This window comes from Pseudomonas sp. GM17 (genome assembly GCF_000282175.2).
Lineage (GTDB): Bacteria > Pseudomonadota > Gammaproteobacteria > Pseudomonadales > Pseudomonadaceae > Aquipseudomonas > Aquipseudomonas chlororaphis.
Genome location: NZ_CP124732.1, coordinates 3527556 through 3545749 on the forward strand (window position 1 = coordinate 3527556; position 18194 = coordinate 3545749).

General features: G+C 63.1%; 16 protein-coding genes. 7 read left to right on the forward strand and 9 right to left on the reverse strand.

Going from position 1 to position 18194, the window contains the following annotated elements:
* Window positions 1–2: 2 nt before the first annotated feature.
* Window positions 3–944, reverse strand: a complete 942-nt coding sequence (locus PMI20_RS15885) for a magnesium transporter CorA family protein (protein ID WP_007926412.1) — start codon at window positions 942–944, stop codon at window positions 3–5.
* 7 nt (window positions 945–951) lie between these two features.
* Complete coding sequence (locus tag PMI20_RS15890) at window positions 952–2454, reverse strand: RimK family ATP-grasp domain-containing protein (protein WP_177323793.1); 1503 nt, start codon at window positions 2452–2454, stop codon at window positions 952–954.
* 176 nt (window positions 2455–2630) lie between these two features.
* Here PMI20_RS15890 and rimI point away from each other — a divergent pair, with 176 nt between their 5' ends.
* Entirely contained in the window at window positions 2631–3737 is a 1107-nt protein-coding gene (gene rimI / locus PMI20_RS15895) for a ribosomal protein S18-alanine N-acetyltransferase (protein ID WP_007926420.1), read from the forward strand.
* A gap of 112 nt (window positions 3738–3849) precedes the next feature.
* On the opposite strand, the gene PMI20_RS15900 is transcribed toward rimI, so the two are convergent.
* Both PMI20_RS15900 and PMI20_RS15905 read right to left on the reverse strand, forming a co-directional pair.
* Window positions 3850–5001, reverse strand: coding sequence for a PQQ-dependent sugar dehydrogenase (locus PMI20_RS15900; RefSeq protein ID WP_007926422.1), 1152 nt, complete (start codon window positions 4999–5001; stop codon window positions 3850–3852).
* 67 nt (window positions 5002–5068) lie between these two features.
* A complete protein-coding gene (locus PMI20_RS15905) occupies window positions 5069–5434 on the reverse strand; it encodes a hypothetical protein (protein WP_007926424.1) in 366 nt (121 codons plus the stop codon).
* A gap of 215 nt (window positions 5435–5649) precedes the next feature.
* Here PMI20_RS15905 and ku point away from each other — a divergent pair, with 215 nt between their 5' ends.
* Window positions 5650–6534, forward strand: a complete 885-nt coding sequence (ku, locus tag PMI20_RS15910; RefSeq protein ID WP_007926426.1) for a non-homologous end joining protein Ku — start codon at window positions 5650–5652, stop codon at window positions 6532–6534.
* A gap of 32 nt (window positions 6535–6566) precedes the next feature.
* Window positions 6567–9098, forward strand: a complete 2532-nt coding sequence (ligD, locus tag PMI20_RS15915; protein ID WP_007926428.1) for a DNA ligase D — start codon at window positions 6567–6569, stop codon at window positions 9096–9098.
* Between the two features lie 86 nt (window positions 9099–9184).
* On the opposite strand, the gene lpxO is transcribed toward ligD, so the two are convergent.
* Window positions 9185–10084, reverse strand: coding sequence for a lipid A hydroxylase LpxO (lpxO, locus tag PMI20_RS15920; protein ID WP_007926431.1), 900 nt, complete (start codon window positions 10082–10084; stop codon window positions 9185–9187).
* Between the two features lie 535 nt (window positions 10085–10619).
* Here lpxO and PMI20_RS15925 point away from each other — a divergent pair.
* Both PMI20_RS15925 and PMI20_RS15930 read left to right on the forward strand, forming a co-directional pair.
* On the forward strand, window positions 10620–12206 hold the full coding sequence (locus tag PMI20_RS15925) for an ABC-F family ATPase (protein WP_009043780.1): 1587 nt from the start codon (window positions 10620–10622) through the stop codon (window positions 12204–12206).
* A 243-nt stretch (window positions 12207–12449) separates the two neighbouring features.
* Window positions 12450–13637, forward strand: a complete 1188-nt coding sequence (locus PMI20_RS15930) for an MFS transporter (RefSeq protein ID WP_037034795.1) — start codon at window positions 12450–12452, stop codon at window positions 13635–13637.
* Between the two features lies 1 nt (window position 13638).
* Here the strand turns inward: PMI20_RS15930 and PMI20_RS15935 are convergent, their stop codons facing one another.
* Together PMI20_RS15935 and PMI20_RS15940 are read right to left on the reverse strand one after the other, a co-directional pair.
* Window positions 13639–14676, reverse strand: coding sequence for an alpha/beta hydrolase family protein (locus tag PMI20_RS15935; RefSeq protein WP_007926435.1), 1038 nt, complete (start codon window positions 14674–14676; stop codon window positions 13639–13641).
* 227 nt (window positions 14677–14903) lie between these two features.
* A complete protein-coding gene (locus PMI20_RS15940) occupies window positions 14904–15515 on the reverse strand; it encodes an FMN-dependent NADH-azoreductase (RefSeq protein ID WP_007926437.1) in 612 nt (203 codons plus the stop codon).
* A gap of 129 nt (window positions 15516–15644) precedes the next feature.
* On the opposite strand from PMI20_RS15940, the gene PMI20_RS15945 reads away from it, so the two are divergent.
* Together PMI20_RS15945 and PMI20_RS15950 are read left to right on the forward strand one after the other, a co-directional pair.
* Window positions 15645–16553, forward strand: a complete 909-nt coding sequence (locus PMI20_RS15945) for a LysR substrate-binding domain-containing protein (RefSeq protein WP_007926438.1) — start codon at window positions 15645–15647, stop codon at window positions 16551–16553.
* Window positions 16554–16576: 23 nt separating this feature from the next.
* On the forward strand, window positions 16577–16921 hold the full coding sequence (locus tag PMI20_RS15950) for an MmcQ/YjbR family DNA-binding protein (protein ID WP_007926440.1): 345 nt from the start codon (window positions 16577–16579) through the stop codon (window positions 16919–16921).
* Here the strand turns inward: PMI20_RS15950 and PMI20_RS15955 are convergent.
* Window positions 16918–17343, reverse strand: coding sequence for a DUF1294 domain-containing protein (locus PMI20_RS15955; protein ID WP_007926442.1), 426 nt, complete (start codon window positions 17341–17343; stop codon window positions 16918–16920). The genes PMI20_RS15950 and PMI20_RS15955 overlap by 4 nt on opposite strands.
* Window positions 17343–18173 (reverse strand): undecaprenyl-diphosphate phosphatase, encoded by an 831-nt coding sequence (locus PMI20_RS15960; protein WP_037034808.1) that lies wholly within the window; start codon window positions 18171–18173, stop codon window positions 17343–17345. Before PMI20_RS15960 ends, PMI20_RS15955 begins: the two co-directional genes overlap by 1 nt.
* Between the last annotated feature and the right edge of the window lie 21 nt (window positions 18174–18194).

Consider the following 18194-nt stretch of genomic DNA (forward strand, 5'->3'; position numbering starts at 1 on the left):
CCTCAGGCGCACTTGCCGTTGCCACTGGCCAGGCGCCTGAGACCGAGCACCATCCCCCCTGCCCCCAGCAGCATCGCCACGAGGAACAGCGGGTAGGCAATCCACCACGGGGTGCCGGCGGTCATCATGCTGAATTCGGACATGCCGCCGATGCTGGCGATCAGGTTCAGCGGCAGGAACACCACGTTGATCAGGGTCAGTTTGCGCAACAGGCTGTTCATGTTGTTGTTCATCAGGTTGCCGCGCGCGTCGATCAGCCCGGAAAACACCGTCGAATAGATCTCCGCCTGCTTGTAGCACTGGTTGTTCTCGATGATCAGGTCGTCGATCAGGCCGACGGCCTCGGCGCTGAAGTGCGCCTTCTCGGCGTGGTTGCGCAGCCGGGTCAACACCGCGCCGTTGCTGTGAATGGCGTTGATGTAATAGATCAGGCTCTCGCTGAGGTTGAACATCTGGATCAGGTGGCGGTTTTCCATCGAGTCGTTGAACTGCTGCTGCAACTCGCGGGCGACCATCTTGATCACCTTGAGGTGCCCCAGGTAGTGATGGATGTTGGTGGACAGCAGGTCCAGCAGCACATCCAGGGGGCTATTCAGGGCCTGCCGCGCGCCCAGGCCGCTGAGCTGGCTGTCGTCGTGGGCGATCACCAGCAGGCGTTGCGGGGAAAACAGCAGGCCGCAGGACGACACCTCGAACGACAGGCTGCCGCCGCCGGAGTAGTTCTCCGGGCGTTTCCAGATCAGGAACAGGTTGTCCGGGTGAAACTCGATGCGCGACACCTCGTCCGGGTCCAGCGCCGAGGCCAGGGCGTGTTCGTCGAGCTTGAAGCCAGTGCGCAGCAGATCGCGCTCGGCGGGGTCCGGGTTGCTGAACAGCATCACTTCGGCATCCAGGTTCTCCACCGGCAGCAGGCGGCCCTGGCTCAACTGGTAGCTCTTGATCATCGGCCGTTCACCAGTCCTGCCCGCGGCGCTTGAGCTCCAGGCGGCGGACGAACTCCTCGAGCACCAGGGAATACAGGTCGTCGCGCAGGTAGGCATCTTCGATGCCGGCGTCCAGGTTGGGGTTGTCGTTGACTTCGATCACCGCCACCTTGTCGCCGGACTGCTTGAGGTCGACGCCGTACAGGCCGTCGCCGATCAGGTTGGCGGTCTTCACCGCCAGTTCCACCACCGCCCGCGGCGCCTCGTGGACCGCCAGGGTGCGGCATTCGCCGTTGATGTCCTGGCCCTTGGCCTTGTGGTTGTAGATCTGCCAATGCCCCTTGGACATGAAGTACTGGCAGGCGAAGATCGGCTTGCGGTTGAGCACGCCGATGCGCCAGTCGTACTCGGTGTAGAAAAACTCCTGGGCCAGCAGCAACACCGAATGCTCGAACAGCTCGGCGGTGGCCTCCAGCAGCGCCTGCTGGCTCTCGACCTTGATCACCCCACGGGAGAAACAGCCGTCGGGAATCTTCAGCACCAGTGGGAAGCCCAGGCGCTCGCCAACCCGCTCGAAGTCTTCCGGTCGTTCCTTGTAGAGAATCTCGGTGGCGGGCATGCCCAGCTGGTGGCTTTTCAGCAGATCGGTCAGGTAGACCTTGTTGGTGCAGCGCAGGATCGAGGCCGGGTCGTCCATCACCACCAGGCCCTCGCTTTCGGCCTTCTTGGCGAAACGGTAGGTGTGGTTGTCGACGCTGGTGGTCTCACGGATCAACAAGGCGTCGTACTCGGCGATACGCGAGTAATCCTTCTTCTCGATCAGTTCGACGTCGATGCCCAGGCCCTTGCCGACCCGGACAAAATTCTCCAGCGCCCGGGCGTTGGAAGGTGGCAGGGCTTCCTGCGGGTCATGGAGGATCGCCAGGTCATAGCGGGCCAATCTTTTCGAGCGCGGCATGCGCCAGATCTTGCGACTGAAACTGTCCAGGGAATGGGCGAATTGATCTTCCTGGTCTTCGCGCAACTTATGTAAGGCGCCGGACTTCACCCCTTCGATATGCCAACCGTTAGTTCGTTTGAAGTCCACCAGCAGTATCGGACAGGGAAAGACTTCGAATAACTGTCGCGCCAACTCCTGTAACGGTTCGATATGAGTCTTGCCGAAGTACAGGGTCAGGGTAAAACCTTCGATATCGCTATAAAGATGATTGCTCAGGGCCTTTTCCAGGGTTTTATCCAGGTCGTCCAGGGCCAGGCCGTAGAGCGATTTGCGGGTCAGCTCGCTGATGGTGCGCACCGAGGGAATCACCTTGTGCCCCCGCGCCTCGGCCAGCAGCGAGCAGTAGTAACCGTGGCCCAGGTACTTGTAGCTGCGGCACAGGTTGATCACCTGGACTCGCTTGCCGGGCTGGGTTTCACGGGTCTGCTCCAGGTACTCCTGAGCGCTGAGGATGTCTTCGCTGGGGAAGTAGGAGGCCCAATCTTCCTTGCGCTCGACAATAATCAGCAACTGGCTGGAAGTTTCACTCATCGCTGAAAAATAATTAACCGGAGTTATTGTCGCCGGCAGACTTTGCTCGGATACTCCACGCCAATGACCTTGTACCGCTGACATAATGTTTGATCCGCTTAAGAACAAGACCTTTTCTATTAAGCACGAACTTTTTCGAAAGTCTCGTTTCGTTACGCAACTTTTACGGCGGTTATATGGATCTTGTCTTTCGCATTGCCACACCTGAGGACTTGCCTGCTTTAGTGCGACTGGAACAGCAGTGTTTCACCACCGATCGCCTGACGGTGCGCAGCTTCCAGTGGATGATCAGCCGCGCCCATGCGTGCCTGATCGTCGCCGAGCAGGCGGGACAACTGCTGGGTTATGCCCTGGTGCTGTTCCATCGCGGGACCTCCCTGGCCCGCCTGTACTCGATCGCCATCGCGGTCGAGGCCCGCGGGTCGGGCCTGGGCAAGCGCCTGCTGGAGCGGATCGAAGCCTGCGCGCGGGAGCATGACTGCGCCTACCTGCGGCTTGAGGTGCGCAGCGACAACCCGACGGCCATCGCCCTGTACGAACGCAGCGGCTACCGGCGCTTCGCCGTGCTGCACGACTACTACGAGGACCACGCCGATGCCCTGCGCCTGGAAAAGCGCATCCTGCAGCATCGCGAGACCCGCACCATCCGCGTGCCCTATTACCAGCAGACCACCGACTTCACTTGCGGCCCGGCCTGCCTGCTGATGGCCATGGCCGTGCTGCAACCCGGGCGCGCCCTGGAGCGCCGAGAAGAACTGCAGCTGTGGCGCGAGGCGACCACCGTGTTCATGACCTCCGGCCATGGCGGCTGCAGCCCGCAGGGGCTGGCGCTAGCCGCGTGGCGCCGGGGCTTCCGGGTCCGGCTGCTGGTCAATACCCGGGGGCCACTGTTTCTCGGCGGGGTGCGCGACGAGCATAAAAAAGACGTCATGCGCCTGGTGCATGAGGAGTTCTGCGCCCAGCTGGATAGCAGCGACGTCTTGCAGGTGCTGGGCGGCCCGCTGGACCTACCGAAGCTGCTGGCCGATGGCGGCCAGCCCCTGGTGCTGATCAGCAGCTACCGCCTGACCCGCTCCAAGGCCCCGCATTGGGTAATGGTCACCGACTGCGACGAAGAGTTCGTCTACCTGCACGATCCCGATGTCGACCACAGCCAGCACCGCCAGCCGATGGATTGCCAGCATCTGCCGGTGAGCCACGGCGAGTTCGCCAAGATGTGCCGTTTCGGCAGCGGCAAGCTGCAAGCGGCGGTGATCCTCTACCCGCCCGCAGTGCCTCTGTAGGAGCGAAGCTTGCTCGCGATAGCCGCGAAGCGGCGATTCATCCTGCCAACACGCGTTGTCGTTGAAGATTTTTTCGCGAGCAAGCTTCGCTCCTACAGAAGAAGGGCCTGGGTTATTCCAGGCCAACCTTGTACAGCCGGCCCTTGTCCTCGTCGGTCAGCACATACAGATAACCGTCCGGCCCCTGGCGCACGTCGCGGATGCGCTCTTTGAGTTCACCCAGCAGGCGCTCTTCGTGGCCCACCTTGTCGCCGTCGAATTGCAGGCGGATCAGCTCCTGGGACGCCAGGGCGCCGATGAACAGGTTGTGTTGCCAGGCCTTGAAGCGGTCGCCGTCGTAGAAGGCCATGCCGCTGATGCCGGGGGATTTCTCCCAGACATGCCGCGGGCCCACGGTGCCTGGGGCAGTCTTGCCCTGGGCTTCGGGAATCGGCGCACCGGAATAGTTGATGCCGTGGGTCGCCAGGGGCCAGCCGTAGTTCTTGCCACGCTCGATCAGGTTGATTTCGTCGCCGCCCTTGGGCCCGTGCTCGTTATCCCACAGGGTGCCGCTCCAGGGGTTGAGCGCCGCGCCCTGGGGGTTGCGGTGGCCGTAGGACCAGATCTCCGGGCGCACGCCCGGCTGGCCGACAAAGGGGTTGTCCTGCGGAATCCTGCCATCCGGATACAGGCGCACGATCTTGCCCTGCAGCTTGTCCAGGTCCTGGGCGGTCGGGCGATCGTTGTTTTCCCCCAGGGTGATGAACAGATAGCCGTCGCGGTCGAACACCAGGCGCGAACCGAAATGGTTGCCGGTGGAGAGCTTGGGCGCCTGGCGGAAAATCACCTGGAAGTCCTTGAGCGTCTTCAGGTCCTCGGACAGCCGTCCGCGCCCCACCGCCGTCCCCGCCGTGCCGCCCTCGCCGCCACCTTCGGCGTAGGACAGGTAGACCAGGCGGTCCTGCTTGAAGTCCGGCGACAGCACCACATCCAGCAAGCCACCCTGGCCCTTGGCCCAGACCTGCGGCACGCCGCCCAGGGGCGCCGAGAGCTTGCCGTCGGCGCCAACCAGCCGCAGGTTGCCTGGACGCTCGGTCACCAGGATGCCCTGGCGGTCCGGCAGGAACGCCAGGGCCCAGGGGTGATCCAGGCCTTCGACCAGCGGGGTCACGCTGAGGGGGCCCAGCTCGCTCTGCAACGGTTGACTGGGGGCGGCCGCGACCGGTAGCGCACTGCTCAGAAAAAGACTGGCACAGACGGCTGCCAAGAGGGTTTTAGGCAACATGCACGATTCCTTCTGTCGATAAAAAGGTTTCCGCCCGGGGCCGGCATCGGCCTCGGGCGGTCAGCGTTTATCGCTGCTGTTGGTTACGCGGTGGGGTCACGGGTGTCGGATCGATGATCCTTGGCTGGGTGATGGTGCGCGGGTAGCCGTTGCCGATACCGCCGTTCTCCAGGGTCGGAGGGCGTTGCACCGGTACCGGATTAACCCCACGGACAGTCGGGGCGCTGGGCTGGGTGCCCTGCATGCTGTTGGGGTTGGCCCGACGAATCGGGCTGTTGTAGGGGTTGTTGTTGCTGCCGGGCAGGTTCTGCGCCAACAGCATGGCGGACGTCGGGCTGCTGCCCGTATACGCTGCCTGGGGCGCGGCGAATACCGCGGTGCTGGCCCCGCTCATCAGTGCGAACACGACAAGACAGCGAAGCAGGTTGTCCATGGCGACCCTCTTGGATGGCGACGAGTTATCGCATTCGAGTCCAGGCTACGTCGCGCGTTCGGCCATGTTAATTAAATAATCCGTCAGACATGTAACACGAGTTATCGGCTTGCCCATGCAGGCCAGCACCCCAGGGAAACTTTCGCGCCGCGCCACGGGTCACCTGAAAACCAGTCGCTGCATGGCGATTCCACAGTCAATACGGGGACGGGCTCATGGCACGGGCAATCTGGAAAGGCGCGATCAGTTTCGGTCTGGTTCACATTCCGGTGGCGCTGGTCTCGGCGACCGCCTCCCAGGGCGTCGACTTCGACTGGCTGGACCAGCGCAGCATGGACCCGGTGGGTTACAAGCGGGTCAACAAGGTCACCGGCAAGGAAATCAGCAAGGAACATATCGTCAAAGGCGTGGCCTACGAAAAAGGCCGCTATGTGCTGCTCAGCGAGGACGAGATCCGCTCGGCCCACCCGCTGTCGACCCAGACCATCGACATCTTCGCCTTCGTCGACAGCCAGCAGATCCCGTTGCAGAACATCGACACTCCCTACTTCCTGGCCCCCGACAAGCGTGGCGGCAAGGTCTATGCGCTGCTGCGCGAAACCCTGCAGAGCACCTCGAAAGTCGCCCTGGCCCTGGTGGTGCTGCACACCCGCCAGCATCTGGCGGCGCTGATGCCGCTGGAGTCGGCGCTGGTGCTGGTAATGCTGCGCTGGCCGGCCGAGGTGCGCAGCCTCGACGAACTGACCCTGGGGCCGGAGGTGACTCACCCGGACCTGACCAAGGGCGAACGGGACATGGCCAAGCGCCTGGTGGCGGACATGAGCGCCGATTGGCAGCCTGAACAATACCGCGACAGTTTCACCGACAAGATCATGGCCCTGGTGGAGAAAAAGGCCCGGGCCGGCAAGATCGAGGACGTGGAAAGCGTCGCCGGCGAAGAGCAACGCCAGAGCGCCGACATCATCGACCTGAGCGAGATGCTCAAGCGCAGCCTGGGCGCCAAGTCCAGGAGCAAGGCGCCCGCCAGCCCGGACAAGCCCGGCAAGGCCGCGGACAAACCCGCGGCAGCCAAGAAAGCCACCAAGCGATCCCGTGCCTGAACCGCGCGGCTCGCCATACAAGGTAGTGGGTCATGGCCAAATCCCTGAGTGAGTACCAGCGCAAGCGCAACTTCGCGATCACCTCGGAGCCGGCGGCGGACAGACCCTCCGCCAAGTCCACCTCGGCCCTGCGTTTCGTGATCCAGAAGCACGATGCGCGCAACCTGCATTACGACTTTCGCCTGGAACTGGGCGGCAGCCTGAAAAGCTGGGCGGTGCCCAAGGGCCCGAGCCTGGACCCCAGGCAAAAACGCCTGGCAGTGCATGTCGAAGACCACCCGCTGAGCTATGGCAATTTCGAAGGCAGCATCCCCGCCGGGCAATACGGCGCCGGTGATGTGATCGTCTGGGACCATGGCGTCTGGCAACCCCATGACGACCCCGAGGCCGGCTATCGGGCGGGCAAGCTCAAGTTCACCCTGATCGGTGAGAAGCTCGGCGGCGACTGGGCCCTGGTGCGCACCCATATGCGCGGCAGCGGCGACAAGGAGCAGTGGCTGCTGATCAAGGAGCAGGATGCCCAGGCGCGACCGAGCGACGAGTACGATGTGGTCCGGGCCCTGCCCAGGAGCGTGCTCAGTGGCGCCACAGTGGGCGACCGCAAAGCTGCCAGCGCCAAACCCCAGGCCGCAAAAAAAGCCGAGAAAAAACCATCGGGGAAAAAAGCCGTGGTCCTGCCGCAAAGCCTGGCGCCGCAGTTAGCGGCCCTGGTGGACAAGGCGCCCAGCGGCGACTGGCGCTACGAGATCAAGTTCGACGGCTACCGGATCCTGGCGCGAATCCAGGACGACGAGGTGCGCCTGCTGACCCGCAACGGTCACGACTGGACCAGCCGCCTGCCCCAGCAAGCCAAGGCCCTGGCCGCCCTGAAGCTCAAGGACAGCTGGCTGGACGGCGAAATGGTGGTGCTCAACGACCAAGGCCTGCCGGACTTCCAGGCATTGCAGAACGCCTTCGATATCGGTCGCAGCGTGGACATCATTTATTACCTGTTCGACGCGCCCTTTCTGCAGGGCGAGGACTTGCGCGAAACGCCGGTGGAAGAACGCCGCCAGGCGCTCAAGCAGGCACTCGGGCGCAAATCGAGCAAGGTCCTGCGTTTTTCCGAAGCCTTCGCCGCCCAGCACCACGACATCCTCGAAAGCGCCTGTGCCCTGTCCCTGGAGGGGGTGATCGGCAAGCGGGCCGGCAGCCCCTATGTGTCGCGCCGCAGCAGCGACTGGATCAAGCTCAAATGCCGGCTGCGCCAGGAGTTCGTGGTGGTCGGCTATACCCGCCCGCAAGGTTCGCGCAGCGGCTTTGGCGCCCTGCTGCTGGGAGTCAACGATGCGAACGGGCTGGTGTACGCCGGCCGGGTCGGCACCGGTTTCGACCAGCAGACCTTGAAGCATCTGCATGGGCGGATGCAGGAATTTGAACGGGACTCATCGCCCCTGGCCAAGCCCCTGACCGCGGCCCAGGCCCGCGGCGTGCACTGGATCGAGCCGCAACTGGTGGCCGAAGTCGAGTTCGCCGAGTGGACCCGCGAGCAGGTGGTGCGCCAGGCGGCGTTCGTCGCTCTGCGCAGCGATAAGCCGGCCAGGGAAATCGTTCGCGAGCAGCCGCAGACCTCCAAGGCCGTCGAGACCCGCAGCCGGGGCACGGCCTCCCGTTCGGATAAGTCGGCCGCTCACAGCGTCACCGGAGTCAGGATCACCCACCCGGATCGGGTCATCGACCAGCAGTCTGGCACCACCAAGCTGCAACTGGCGCAGTTCTACGCCAGCATCGACCAGCAGATCCTGCCGCACCTGCGCAACCGCCCGGTGTCCTTGCTGCGGGCCCCCGAAGGGGTGGAAGGCGAGCAGTTTTTCCAGAAACATGCCGAGCACCTGGCCATCCCCCATATCCGCCACCTCGACCCGGCGCTGGACCCCGGCCACGCGCGCCTGATGGAAATCGACAGTACTGCGGCGCTGATCGGCGCGGTGCAGATGGGCACCCTCGAGTTGCACACCTGGGGCGCGACCCACGACCAGATCGAAACCCCGGACCTGTTCGTGCTCGACCTCGACCCGGACCCGGCGCTGCCCTGGAAAAGCATGCTGGAGGCCACCCAACTGACCCTTTCGGTGCTCGATGAGCTGGGTTTGCAGGTCTTCCTGAAAACCAGCGGCGGCAAAGGCATGCACCTGATCGTGCCGCTGGCGCGCAAGGCCGACTGGGATACGGTCAAGGGTTTCGCCAAGGCCATCGCGCAATTCATGGCGCAGCAGTTGCCGGAGCGCATCACCGCGACCATGGGCCCGAAAAACCGGGTCGGCAAAATCTTCGTCGATTACCTGCGCAACACCCGTGGCGCCAGCACCGTGGCCGCCTATTCGGTACGGGCCCGCCCCGGGCTGCCGGTCTCGGTGCCTATCGCGCGGGATGAACTGGGCGATGTCCGGCATGCCCAGCAGTGGAACGTGGCGAACCTGAGGCAACGCCTGGAGGCCTTGCCCCGGGATCCGTGGCACGGCTACGCCCATCGGCAGCGGATCACCGCGAAGATGTGGCAGCAGTTGGGAGTGGACAAGCCTTGAGGACGTGATCGCGGGCCAGCCTCGCCCCTACAGAGCCCCTGTAGGAGCGAGGCTTGCCCGCGACCGGCAATTCGCCATCCGGCGAATCAGATGAAGATGAACAGCAGCAACAGCGCAGCGAAGATCGCCCACTTTTCCAGGTAATAAAGCTTGCGGTTGCGTTTTTTCAGCTCTTTACCGCGCAGGCGGATCTTGTACAGCTTGGTGAAGGCGCGGTTCAGGCCCCCGGTGCGGTCGCCGGCATCGTTGGGCGAACCCGCGGCGGCCATCACGGTACGGCTGAACCAGCGGTTGAAGGCGGCGGCCCAGCGGTACTTCATCGGCCGCTCGACGTCACAGAACAGGATGATGCGGTTCTGCTCGGTGGTGTTTTCCGCGTAGTGGATGTAGGTCTCGTCGAACATCACCGCTTCGCCGTCGCGCCAGTGATAGTGCTCACCGTCGACATTGATATAGCAACCGGCGCTGTTGGGCGTTTCCAGGCCCAGGTGGTAACGGTAGGAACCGGCATAAGGGTCGCGGTGGCGCACCAGCTTCGAGCCCGGCGGCAGTTCGGCGAACATCGCCGCCTTGATCGAGCCGATGCTTTGCACCAGTTCGGTGGTCCGCGGGCACAGCTTCATCGCCGAAGGATGGCTGTCGCCGTACCACTTCAGATAGAAACGCTTCCAGCCGGTCTTGAAGAACGAGTTGAAGCCGACGTCGTTGTACTGCTCCGAACGCTTGATCTCCCCGGCCCTGAGCAGGCTCTGGCCCTCGGCGCGGATTTCTTCCCAGTGGGCCTGCAACGGGCTCAGGTCGGGAAAGTCGGCCGGATCGAGGTACGGGCGGTTGGGGATCTTCGAGAACAGATAAAGGAAGCAGTTGATCGGGGCCAGGAAGGTCGAGTGATCACTCAGCTGGCGGCCCAGTTTATGGCGCACGCGACCACGCAGGTGCACATACGCAATGGATAAAACGTAAACAGCGGCAATGATGAGTTTCACGGAAATCGTCACATGTCAGAAGAGAACATACTGCGCCCCCACGTGGGCCACCTGGGCCGGGGTCATATGCAGCGTCCGAAAGCGATAAGAGGTCCTGAAGGCACGTCCTTGAGCCCATGCCAATGATGGCATGTGGCAACTGGTCGGCATTTTAGCCACAGTTTGTAACCAAAGGTTAACTCCGATTTGTGAAAATGTGTCCGTCCGCTATGCCACGACCTAAGTCGCATTGCCCGGGACAAATCCGCAGCGGCGATTTTTACAACACCTGACGTTTACCGGCCTGGATGAAAAATCCGTGGGTCACTGTCATACAACTGCCGGCGCACATATGCGACAATGCGCGCCAAATTCCAACATGACCTCCCACCTTTATTGCCCAGCAACTTGGCCATAGCGTCCAGATGTTGCTGCCTACTTATGCTCGCTGGCTCGACCCTGGCGATGACCGGGGCGAAATGGAAAAGCTCCAGAATGCCCCGGGAATGGCCCAAGAGCCCACACGATGCTCGCAACCCCTTGATAGGTAAAGTAATTGATCTCCACAGCTAACATCACGATGCAGTTCGGCGCCAAGCCGCTATTCGAGAACGTTTCGGTCAAGTTCAACGGCGGCAACCGCTATGGCCTGATCGGCGCCAACGGTTGCGGCAAGTCGACTTTCATGAAAATCCTCGGTGGCGACCTCGAGCCGTCCGGCGGCCAGGTCATGCTGGAGCCGAACGTTCGCCTGGGTAAATTGCGCCAGGACCAGTTCGCCTACGAAGAATTCACCGTGATCGACACCGTGATCATGGGTCACGAAGAGCTGTGGAAGGTCAAGGCCGAGCGCGATCGCATCTACTCGCTGCCGGAAATGAGCGAAGAAGACGGCATGGCCGTGGCCGAGCTGGAAACCGACTTCGCCGAGATGGACGGCTACACCGCCGAATCCCGCGCAGGTGAACTGCTGCTGGGCCTGGGCATTCCCCTGGAACAGCATTTCGGTCCGATGACCGAAGTGGCTCCGGGCTGGAAGCTGCGGGTCTTGCTGGCCCAGGCGCTGTTCTCCGATCCGGAAGTGCTGCTGCTCGACGAACCGACCAACCACCTGGACATCAACACCATCCGCTGGCTGGAAACGATTCTGACGGCGCGTAACAGCACCATGATCATCATTTCCCACGACCGTCACTTCCTCAACAGCGTCTGCACCCACATGGCCGACCTGGACTACGGCGAGCTGCGCCTGTTCCCGGGCAACTATGACGAGTACATGACCGCGGCGACCCAGTCCCGCGAGCAACTGCTGTCGGACAACGCCAAGAAGAAAGCCCAGATCGCCGAGCTGCAGACCTTCGTCAGCCGCTTCTCGGCCAACGCCTCGAAAGCCAAGCAGGCCACCTCCCGCGCCAAGCAGATCGACAAGATCCAGCTGGCCGAGGTCAAGCCATCGAGCCGCGTCAGCCCGTTCATCCGCTTCGAACAGACCAAGAAACTGCACCGCCAGGCCGTGACCATCGAGCAGATGTCCAAGGGCTTCGACGGCAAGACCCTGTTCAAGAACTTCAGCTTCACCGTCGAAGCCGGCGAGCGCGTGGCGATCATCGGCCCGAACGGCATCGGCAAGACCACCCTGCTGCGCACCCTGATGGGCGAGCTGACCCCGGACGCCGGTTCGGTGAAGTGGACCGAAAGCGCCGAGCTGGGCTACTACGCCCAGGACCACGCCCATGACTTCGAAGACGACGTCAGCCTGTTCGACTGGATGGGCCAGTGGACCCAGGGCGAGCAGATCATCCGTGGCACCCTGGGCCGCATGCTGTTCTCCAACGACGAGATCCTCAAGTCGGTCAAGGTCATCTCCGGTGGTGAGCAAGGTCGCATGCTGTTCGGCAAGCTGATCCTGCAAAAGCCCAACGTACTGGTGATGGACGAACCGACCAACCACCTGGACATGGAATCCATCGAGGCGCTGAACCTGGCCCTGGAAAACTACCCGGGCACGCTGATCTTCGTCAGCCACGACCGTGAGTTCGTGTCGTCCCTGGCCACTCGCATCATCGAGCTGAGCCCGAACGGCGTGACCGACTTCAGCGGCACCTACGACGACTACCTGCGCAGCCAGGGCGTAGTGTTCTAAGGAACGCCAACCAGTTGCCGGTCTGCAAGCCCCGTCCTGGTGACGGGGCTTTTTTTGTACGGCTATAAAAGCATCGCGGGCAAGCGTGCGTACGCGTTTCCGTAGGAGCGAGGCTTGCCCGCGATGGCGTCCTCCCTGCCCCCACAAATAGCCGGCCATAAAGAAATCGTTAGCCTGCTTCCTTTTATTTCCGGCCCGCGCCATGATGCAGTTCTCCAACCGCCCGCCCGCGAACGAGCCCTCATGTCTGCGCAACAACAGCCCGTGCCCAGCTCCATGACGATCACCCTGCAGATCGTCTCTATCGTCTTCTATACCTTTATCGCGTTTCTCTGCATCGGCCTGCCGATCGCGGTGCTGCCGGGTTACGTCCACGGCGAACTGGGCTTCAGCGCGGTGGTGGCCGGGCTGACCATCGGCTCGCAGTACCTGGCCACCCTTCTCAGCCGGCCCATGGCCGGGCGCCTGTCGGACAACATCGGCACCAAACGGGCAATTGTCTACGGCCTGGCGGGAATTTTCCTCAGCGGGCTGCTGACCCTGGCGTCCAGCCTCCTGCAAACATTGCCGCTGCTCAGCCTGAGCGTCCTGTTGCTGGGACGTTTGCTGCTGGGGGTGGCCCAGGGCCTGATCGGCGTGGGCACCATCAGCTGGTGCATGGGCCAGGTCGGCGCCGAGCACACCGCGCGCTCGATTTCCTGGAACGGCATCGCCTCCTATGGCGCGATTGCCATCGGCGCGCCGCTGGGGGTGGTGATGGTCGCCGACTACGGTTTCGAAAGCCTGGGGCTGGCCCTGTCGCTGCTGGCGGCCCTGGCCCTGCTGCTGATCCGCAACAAGCCATCGGTGCCGGTGATCCGTGGCGAGCGCCTGTCGTTTCGCGCGGTGTTCGGCCGTATCGCGCCGTACGGCGCCGGCCTGAGCCTGGCGTCCATCGGCTACGGCACCCTGACCACCTTTATTACCCTGTTCTACCTCAGCCGCGGCTGGACCGGCGCGGCCTATTGCCTGACGGTATTCGGCATCTGCTTCATTCTCTCGCGCCTGCTGTTCATCTCCAGCATCAGCCGGTTTGGCGGTTATCGCGCGGCCATCGCCTGCATGAGCATCGAGACCCTGGGCCTGATCCTGCTGTGGCTGGCGCCATCGACGGCGTTCGCCATGATCGGCGCCGGGCTCGCCGGCTTCGGCCTGTCGCTGGTGTACCCGGCGCTGGGGGTGGAAGCGATCAAGCAGGTGCCCAGCACCAGCCGAGGCGCCGGCTTGAGCGCCTACGCGGTGTTTTTTGACCTGGCGCTGGCGATTGCCGGGCCCTTGATGGGCGCGGTGGCGTTGAACCTGGGGTATTCGTGGATTTTCTTCTGCGCGGCGCTGTTGTCGCTCAGCGCCCTGGGCCTGACCCTGCTGCTCAAGCGCCGGGCCGACGCCTGAGTCACTGATCAGCGGTCTGCATCCCGGCCCGGCTCGGCTTGCCCAGGGCCTGGGCAAAGAAGCGGCCGGCCTCGGCGATCAGATTGCGGTGGATGTCCTCGCGGTCGACGCCATCGGCGTCGGTGCACAAGGCCGGCATGCTCAGCAACTGCTCCTCGGTGCACGGCGCCATGAACACGAAGTGCCCGGCCCCGGCCAACAGCCTGAAGTCCGGCGCGACCGGCAGCTTGCGGGCCAACGCCGCGGCGTTCTTATCCAGAGCCACCAGCTTGTCGACGTCGCCGCTGTACAGCAGCACCGGCACATGCACGCCGGACAGGGTCTGGCGCCCGAACTTCAGGCTCAGCGGCGCCATCAGCAGCAACGCATGGACCCGCGGGTCGGCGACCGGTTGCAGGTCGTCGCGATCGACGATCAGTTCGCCCTGGGTATTGCAGGCATCGTGATCGTCGGGGCGCTCCTGGCAGTAGCGGCGCAGGCGGTCCAGGTCGGGGGTCGCCCCGGACAGGATCAGCGCCGTTTCGCCGCCGGCCGAGTAACCGATGACCCCGACCTGCCCGGCGTTGACGAAAGGCGACAGCATCGGGTCGGCCAGGGTCGCGGTGATGGCTTCGGAAATCTGGATCGGCCGGCCGTAGAGATTGCTCAGGGTCCCCAGCCGGCTGTGATCCTTGTAGTTGTCGCCCGGATGAATCACCGCCACCACCACGAAGCCCTTGCGCGCCAGCGAGGTGGCCAGGTCGTGCAGGGCCAGCGGCGTGCCGGTATTGCCATGGGACAGCATCAACAGCGGAAAACGGCCGATGGCGACCTTCGAATCCCGGGAGGCGGCGATCTGATAACCCTCGACCTTGCTGCTGTGTTCGATGCCAGTGGAGGGATAGAAGGCAATGGCGCGCATCGGCTGCTGGTCCAGCGGGTCGAGAAAACTCATCTCGTGGAAGCCCACGCTCCAGTGCGGATGGGGCGCGGGCGCGGCGTGCACGATAATCGGGCCGCCGAGCAGGCAGATCAGTGACATTGCCCAAAGACGCATCATGGATGCACCACCTTCCCTACCTGATGAAAACGCCGGTTCATTGCTTCACTGGCCAGGAATTCGCTGGCCTGTTGCCTGGAGCTGTCGGGCCTGGTCAAGCCACTGCATAACCCGAGCCAGAACAAATAGCACGAACACGAAAAACTCCGTATTCCGCTGCCTGGAGGGCATCAGAATACAGAGTTTAAAGGGCATTGCCTGGGGCGTAAGCGACTTTTACACAAGCCTTACGCGGCAGCGAAAAGTTGCTCGCTGATGTGCGTCCGGGCGTCGCTCAGGGCCTTGTTGCGGACTTCGTCGCCATAAGCCAGGCCGTGGGCGCGAACGAATTCGATATCGGTGATGCCGAGGAAGCCGAACAGCACTTTCAGGTAATCCTCGTGCGCCACGCCAGTGGCTTGGCCGGCGTGCAGGCCGCCCGCGGTGGAGACCACTACGACTTTCTTGCCACCGCACAGGCCTTCAGGACCGGCTTCGGTGTAGCGGAAGGTCTGGCCGGCGACGGCGATGCGGTCGATCCAGGCCTTGAGTTGGGTCGGGATGGTGAAGTTGTACATAGGCGCGGCGATCACTACAGCGTCGGCGGCCTGGAATTCGGCGAGGGTCGAAGCGCTCAGTTCGGCTTCGTGCTGCTGGGCAGCGTTGCGCACTTCGGCCGGGGTACCGGCGGCCACCAGGGTGGCGGAGCTGAAATGGCTGATGGCATCGGCGGCCAGGTCGCGGTAGGTCACTTCAACGCTGGCATCGGCGTTTTTCCAGGCCTTGACCACGCTTTCACTCAACTGACGGGAAGCCGAGTTGTCACCAAGGATGCTCGAATCGATATGCAACAGTTTCATCTGGGATTCTCCAAGTGAGGATCGCCACCGGGCGATCAATTGAGGACAATCCTACAGGTGAAACCAATAGCTGATTAGTCGGCATAAATGCGATAGTTTGTCCCATCAGCAGGACAGTAGAGTCAGGATATGCAAGACCTCAACGATCTTTATTACTTTGCCAAGGTGGTGGAAGCCGGTGGTTTCGCCGCCGCCGGGCGTTTACTGGGGGTGCCAAAATCCCGTTTGTCGCGGCGTATCGCCGAACTGGAAGAACGCCTGCACACCCGATTGCTGCAACGCACCACCCGCCAATTGAAGCTGACCGCAGTCGGCGAACGTTATCTGCGTCACTGCCAGGCCATGCTGCTGGAAGCGGAAATGGCCGACGAGGCCGTGGCCAGCATGTCCAGCGAACCTCGCGGGCGCCTGCGGGTGTCCTGCCCGGTGGGCCTGGCCCATCATATGTTGCCGACCGTTATCAGCTCGTTCCTCGAGCAATATCCCCAGGTCCAGCTGGACATGCAGTTGCTCAACCGCCGGGTCGACGTGGTCGCCGAAGGCATCGACGTGGCGCTGCGGGTTCGCGAGCATGGCGACGAAGACCCCTTGCTGGTAACCCGGCGCCTGCGCCAGGCGCAGACTGTGATGGTCGCCAGCCCGGCGTTCGCCCGGGAGTGGCCGATCCACAGTCCCGAAGACCTGCACAAGGTGCCGGTGCTGGGAGCCCTGGAGGCCGACCGCATGGTGCATTTGCGCCTGCTCGACGCCCAGGGCGAGAAATGCGACCTGGTCCTGGAGGCGCGCCTGGGCATCGACGACTTTCTGGTGCGCCGTTCCTGCGCCCTCGCCGGCCTTGGCTGTACCATCCTGCCGATGATGTATTGCGAGGAAGAACTGCAGACCGGGCAACTGGTGCAACTGCTGCCCGAGTGGTCGCTGCCTGGCGGTTGGCTGCAGGCGGTCTACCCTCACCGGCGCGGTGTATTGCCAGCGGTAAGGGCCTGGATCGAGCATGTCAGCGAAGCCTTCAAAGGCTGCGGGGACCGCACACTGTGACAGCGCGACAAAAGGAAAAAACCATGACTGAAGCGGATGTGGCGCAATTCTGCCTGGACTTGCCGGGCGCGCGCGAAGACTACAAATGGGGCGGCGTGCGGGTGTTTTCCGTGGCCGGCAACAAGATGTTCGCCCTGCAGAACCTGCGGGGCGAGTCACTGGCGTTCAAGGTGGACAAGGAGCTGTTCCTCGGCCATGTCGACCGTCCCGGCATCGCGCCGGCGCCGTACCTGGCCCGGGCGCACTGGATCATCATGCAGACGCCCTACCCGCTGGGCGCCGGCGAACTGCGGGACTTGCTGCGGCGTTCGCACCAGTTGGTGGTGAGCAAGCTGCCCAAGCGGGTACAGGTAGGCCTGTTGCTTTAGAACAGCGAGAACAGGCTGCCTTCGAGAAATAGCCGGTCGATCCAGAACACCTGGTGCAGCAGCACGATCAGCCAGAACACCAGTTGATAGGACAGCTTGCGGGTCTTGTGGCGAAACGCCTGTTGCGCCAGCAAGGCGCCTGGCCAGCCACCGGCCAGCTCCACGGCGTGCAAGACGTTTTCCGGGGTCCGCCAGCTGTCGCTGCGGGCCTTGCGCTTGTCGCTCCAGTAGAGGAAGAACGTCAGCACGCTGACCGCGCCGTAGGCCGCCAGCGGTACCCAGGAAATCCCCTTCACGCCCAACAGCAGCGAACCGCACAGCGGTAAGGCGCAGAGCAGCAGGAAGATCACCGCCTTGAGCCTTGGCTGCTGGATCCGAGCCCCGGCGACTTCGCCGGGGCGGTTCTGATTGCGTGCGTTCATCAGGAATGGACCGAGGTCCAGTCGACCCAACCGAACTGCCAGGTGGCGAGGATCACCAGGCCGAAGGCAATGCGGTACCAGGCAAAGGCCGCGTAGCTGTGGTTGGCAATGAACTTGAGCAGGCCCCTGACCGCGATCATCGCGAAGATGAACGAGGTGATGAAGCCGATGGCGAACACCGGCAGGTCGTCCGGCTGGAACAGATTGCGGTACTTGTAGCCCGAGTAGACCGCGGCACCGACCATGGTCGGCATAGCCAGGAAGAACGAGAACTCGGTGGCGGTCTTGCGCGACAGGCCGAACAACAGGCCGCCGATGATGGTGGAGCCCGAGCGCGAGGTGCCTGGAATCATCGCCAGGCACTGGGCGAAACCGACCTTCAAGGCATCTTTCCAGCTGATCTCGTCCACCGTGTTGGCATGTATTTCATGCTGCCGGCGTTCGGCCCAGAGCATGACCACGCCCCCCACCACCAGCGCCGTGGCGACGGTGATCGGGTTGAACAGGTATTCATGGATCAGGTCGGCGAAAATCACCCCCAGCACCACGGCGGGCAGGAAGGCGATCAGCAGGTTGATGGTGAAACGCTGGGCGTTGCGCTGGGTCGGCAGGCCGGTGACCACGTCGAGGATCTTGCGGCGAAACTCCCAGACCACCGCGAGAATGGCCCCCAGCTGAATGATGATGTTGAACGCCATGGCGCGCTCGCCACCGAAGTTGAGCAAGTCGGCAACGATAATCTGGTGGCCCGTGCTGCTGATGGGCAGAAACTCCGTCAGCCCTTCCACAATCCCTAAAATCAATGCCTGTACGGCAGTCCAAAGCTCCATCAATCCCCCGAAGGTCATGCC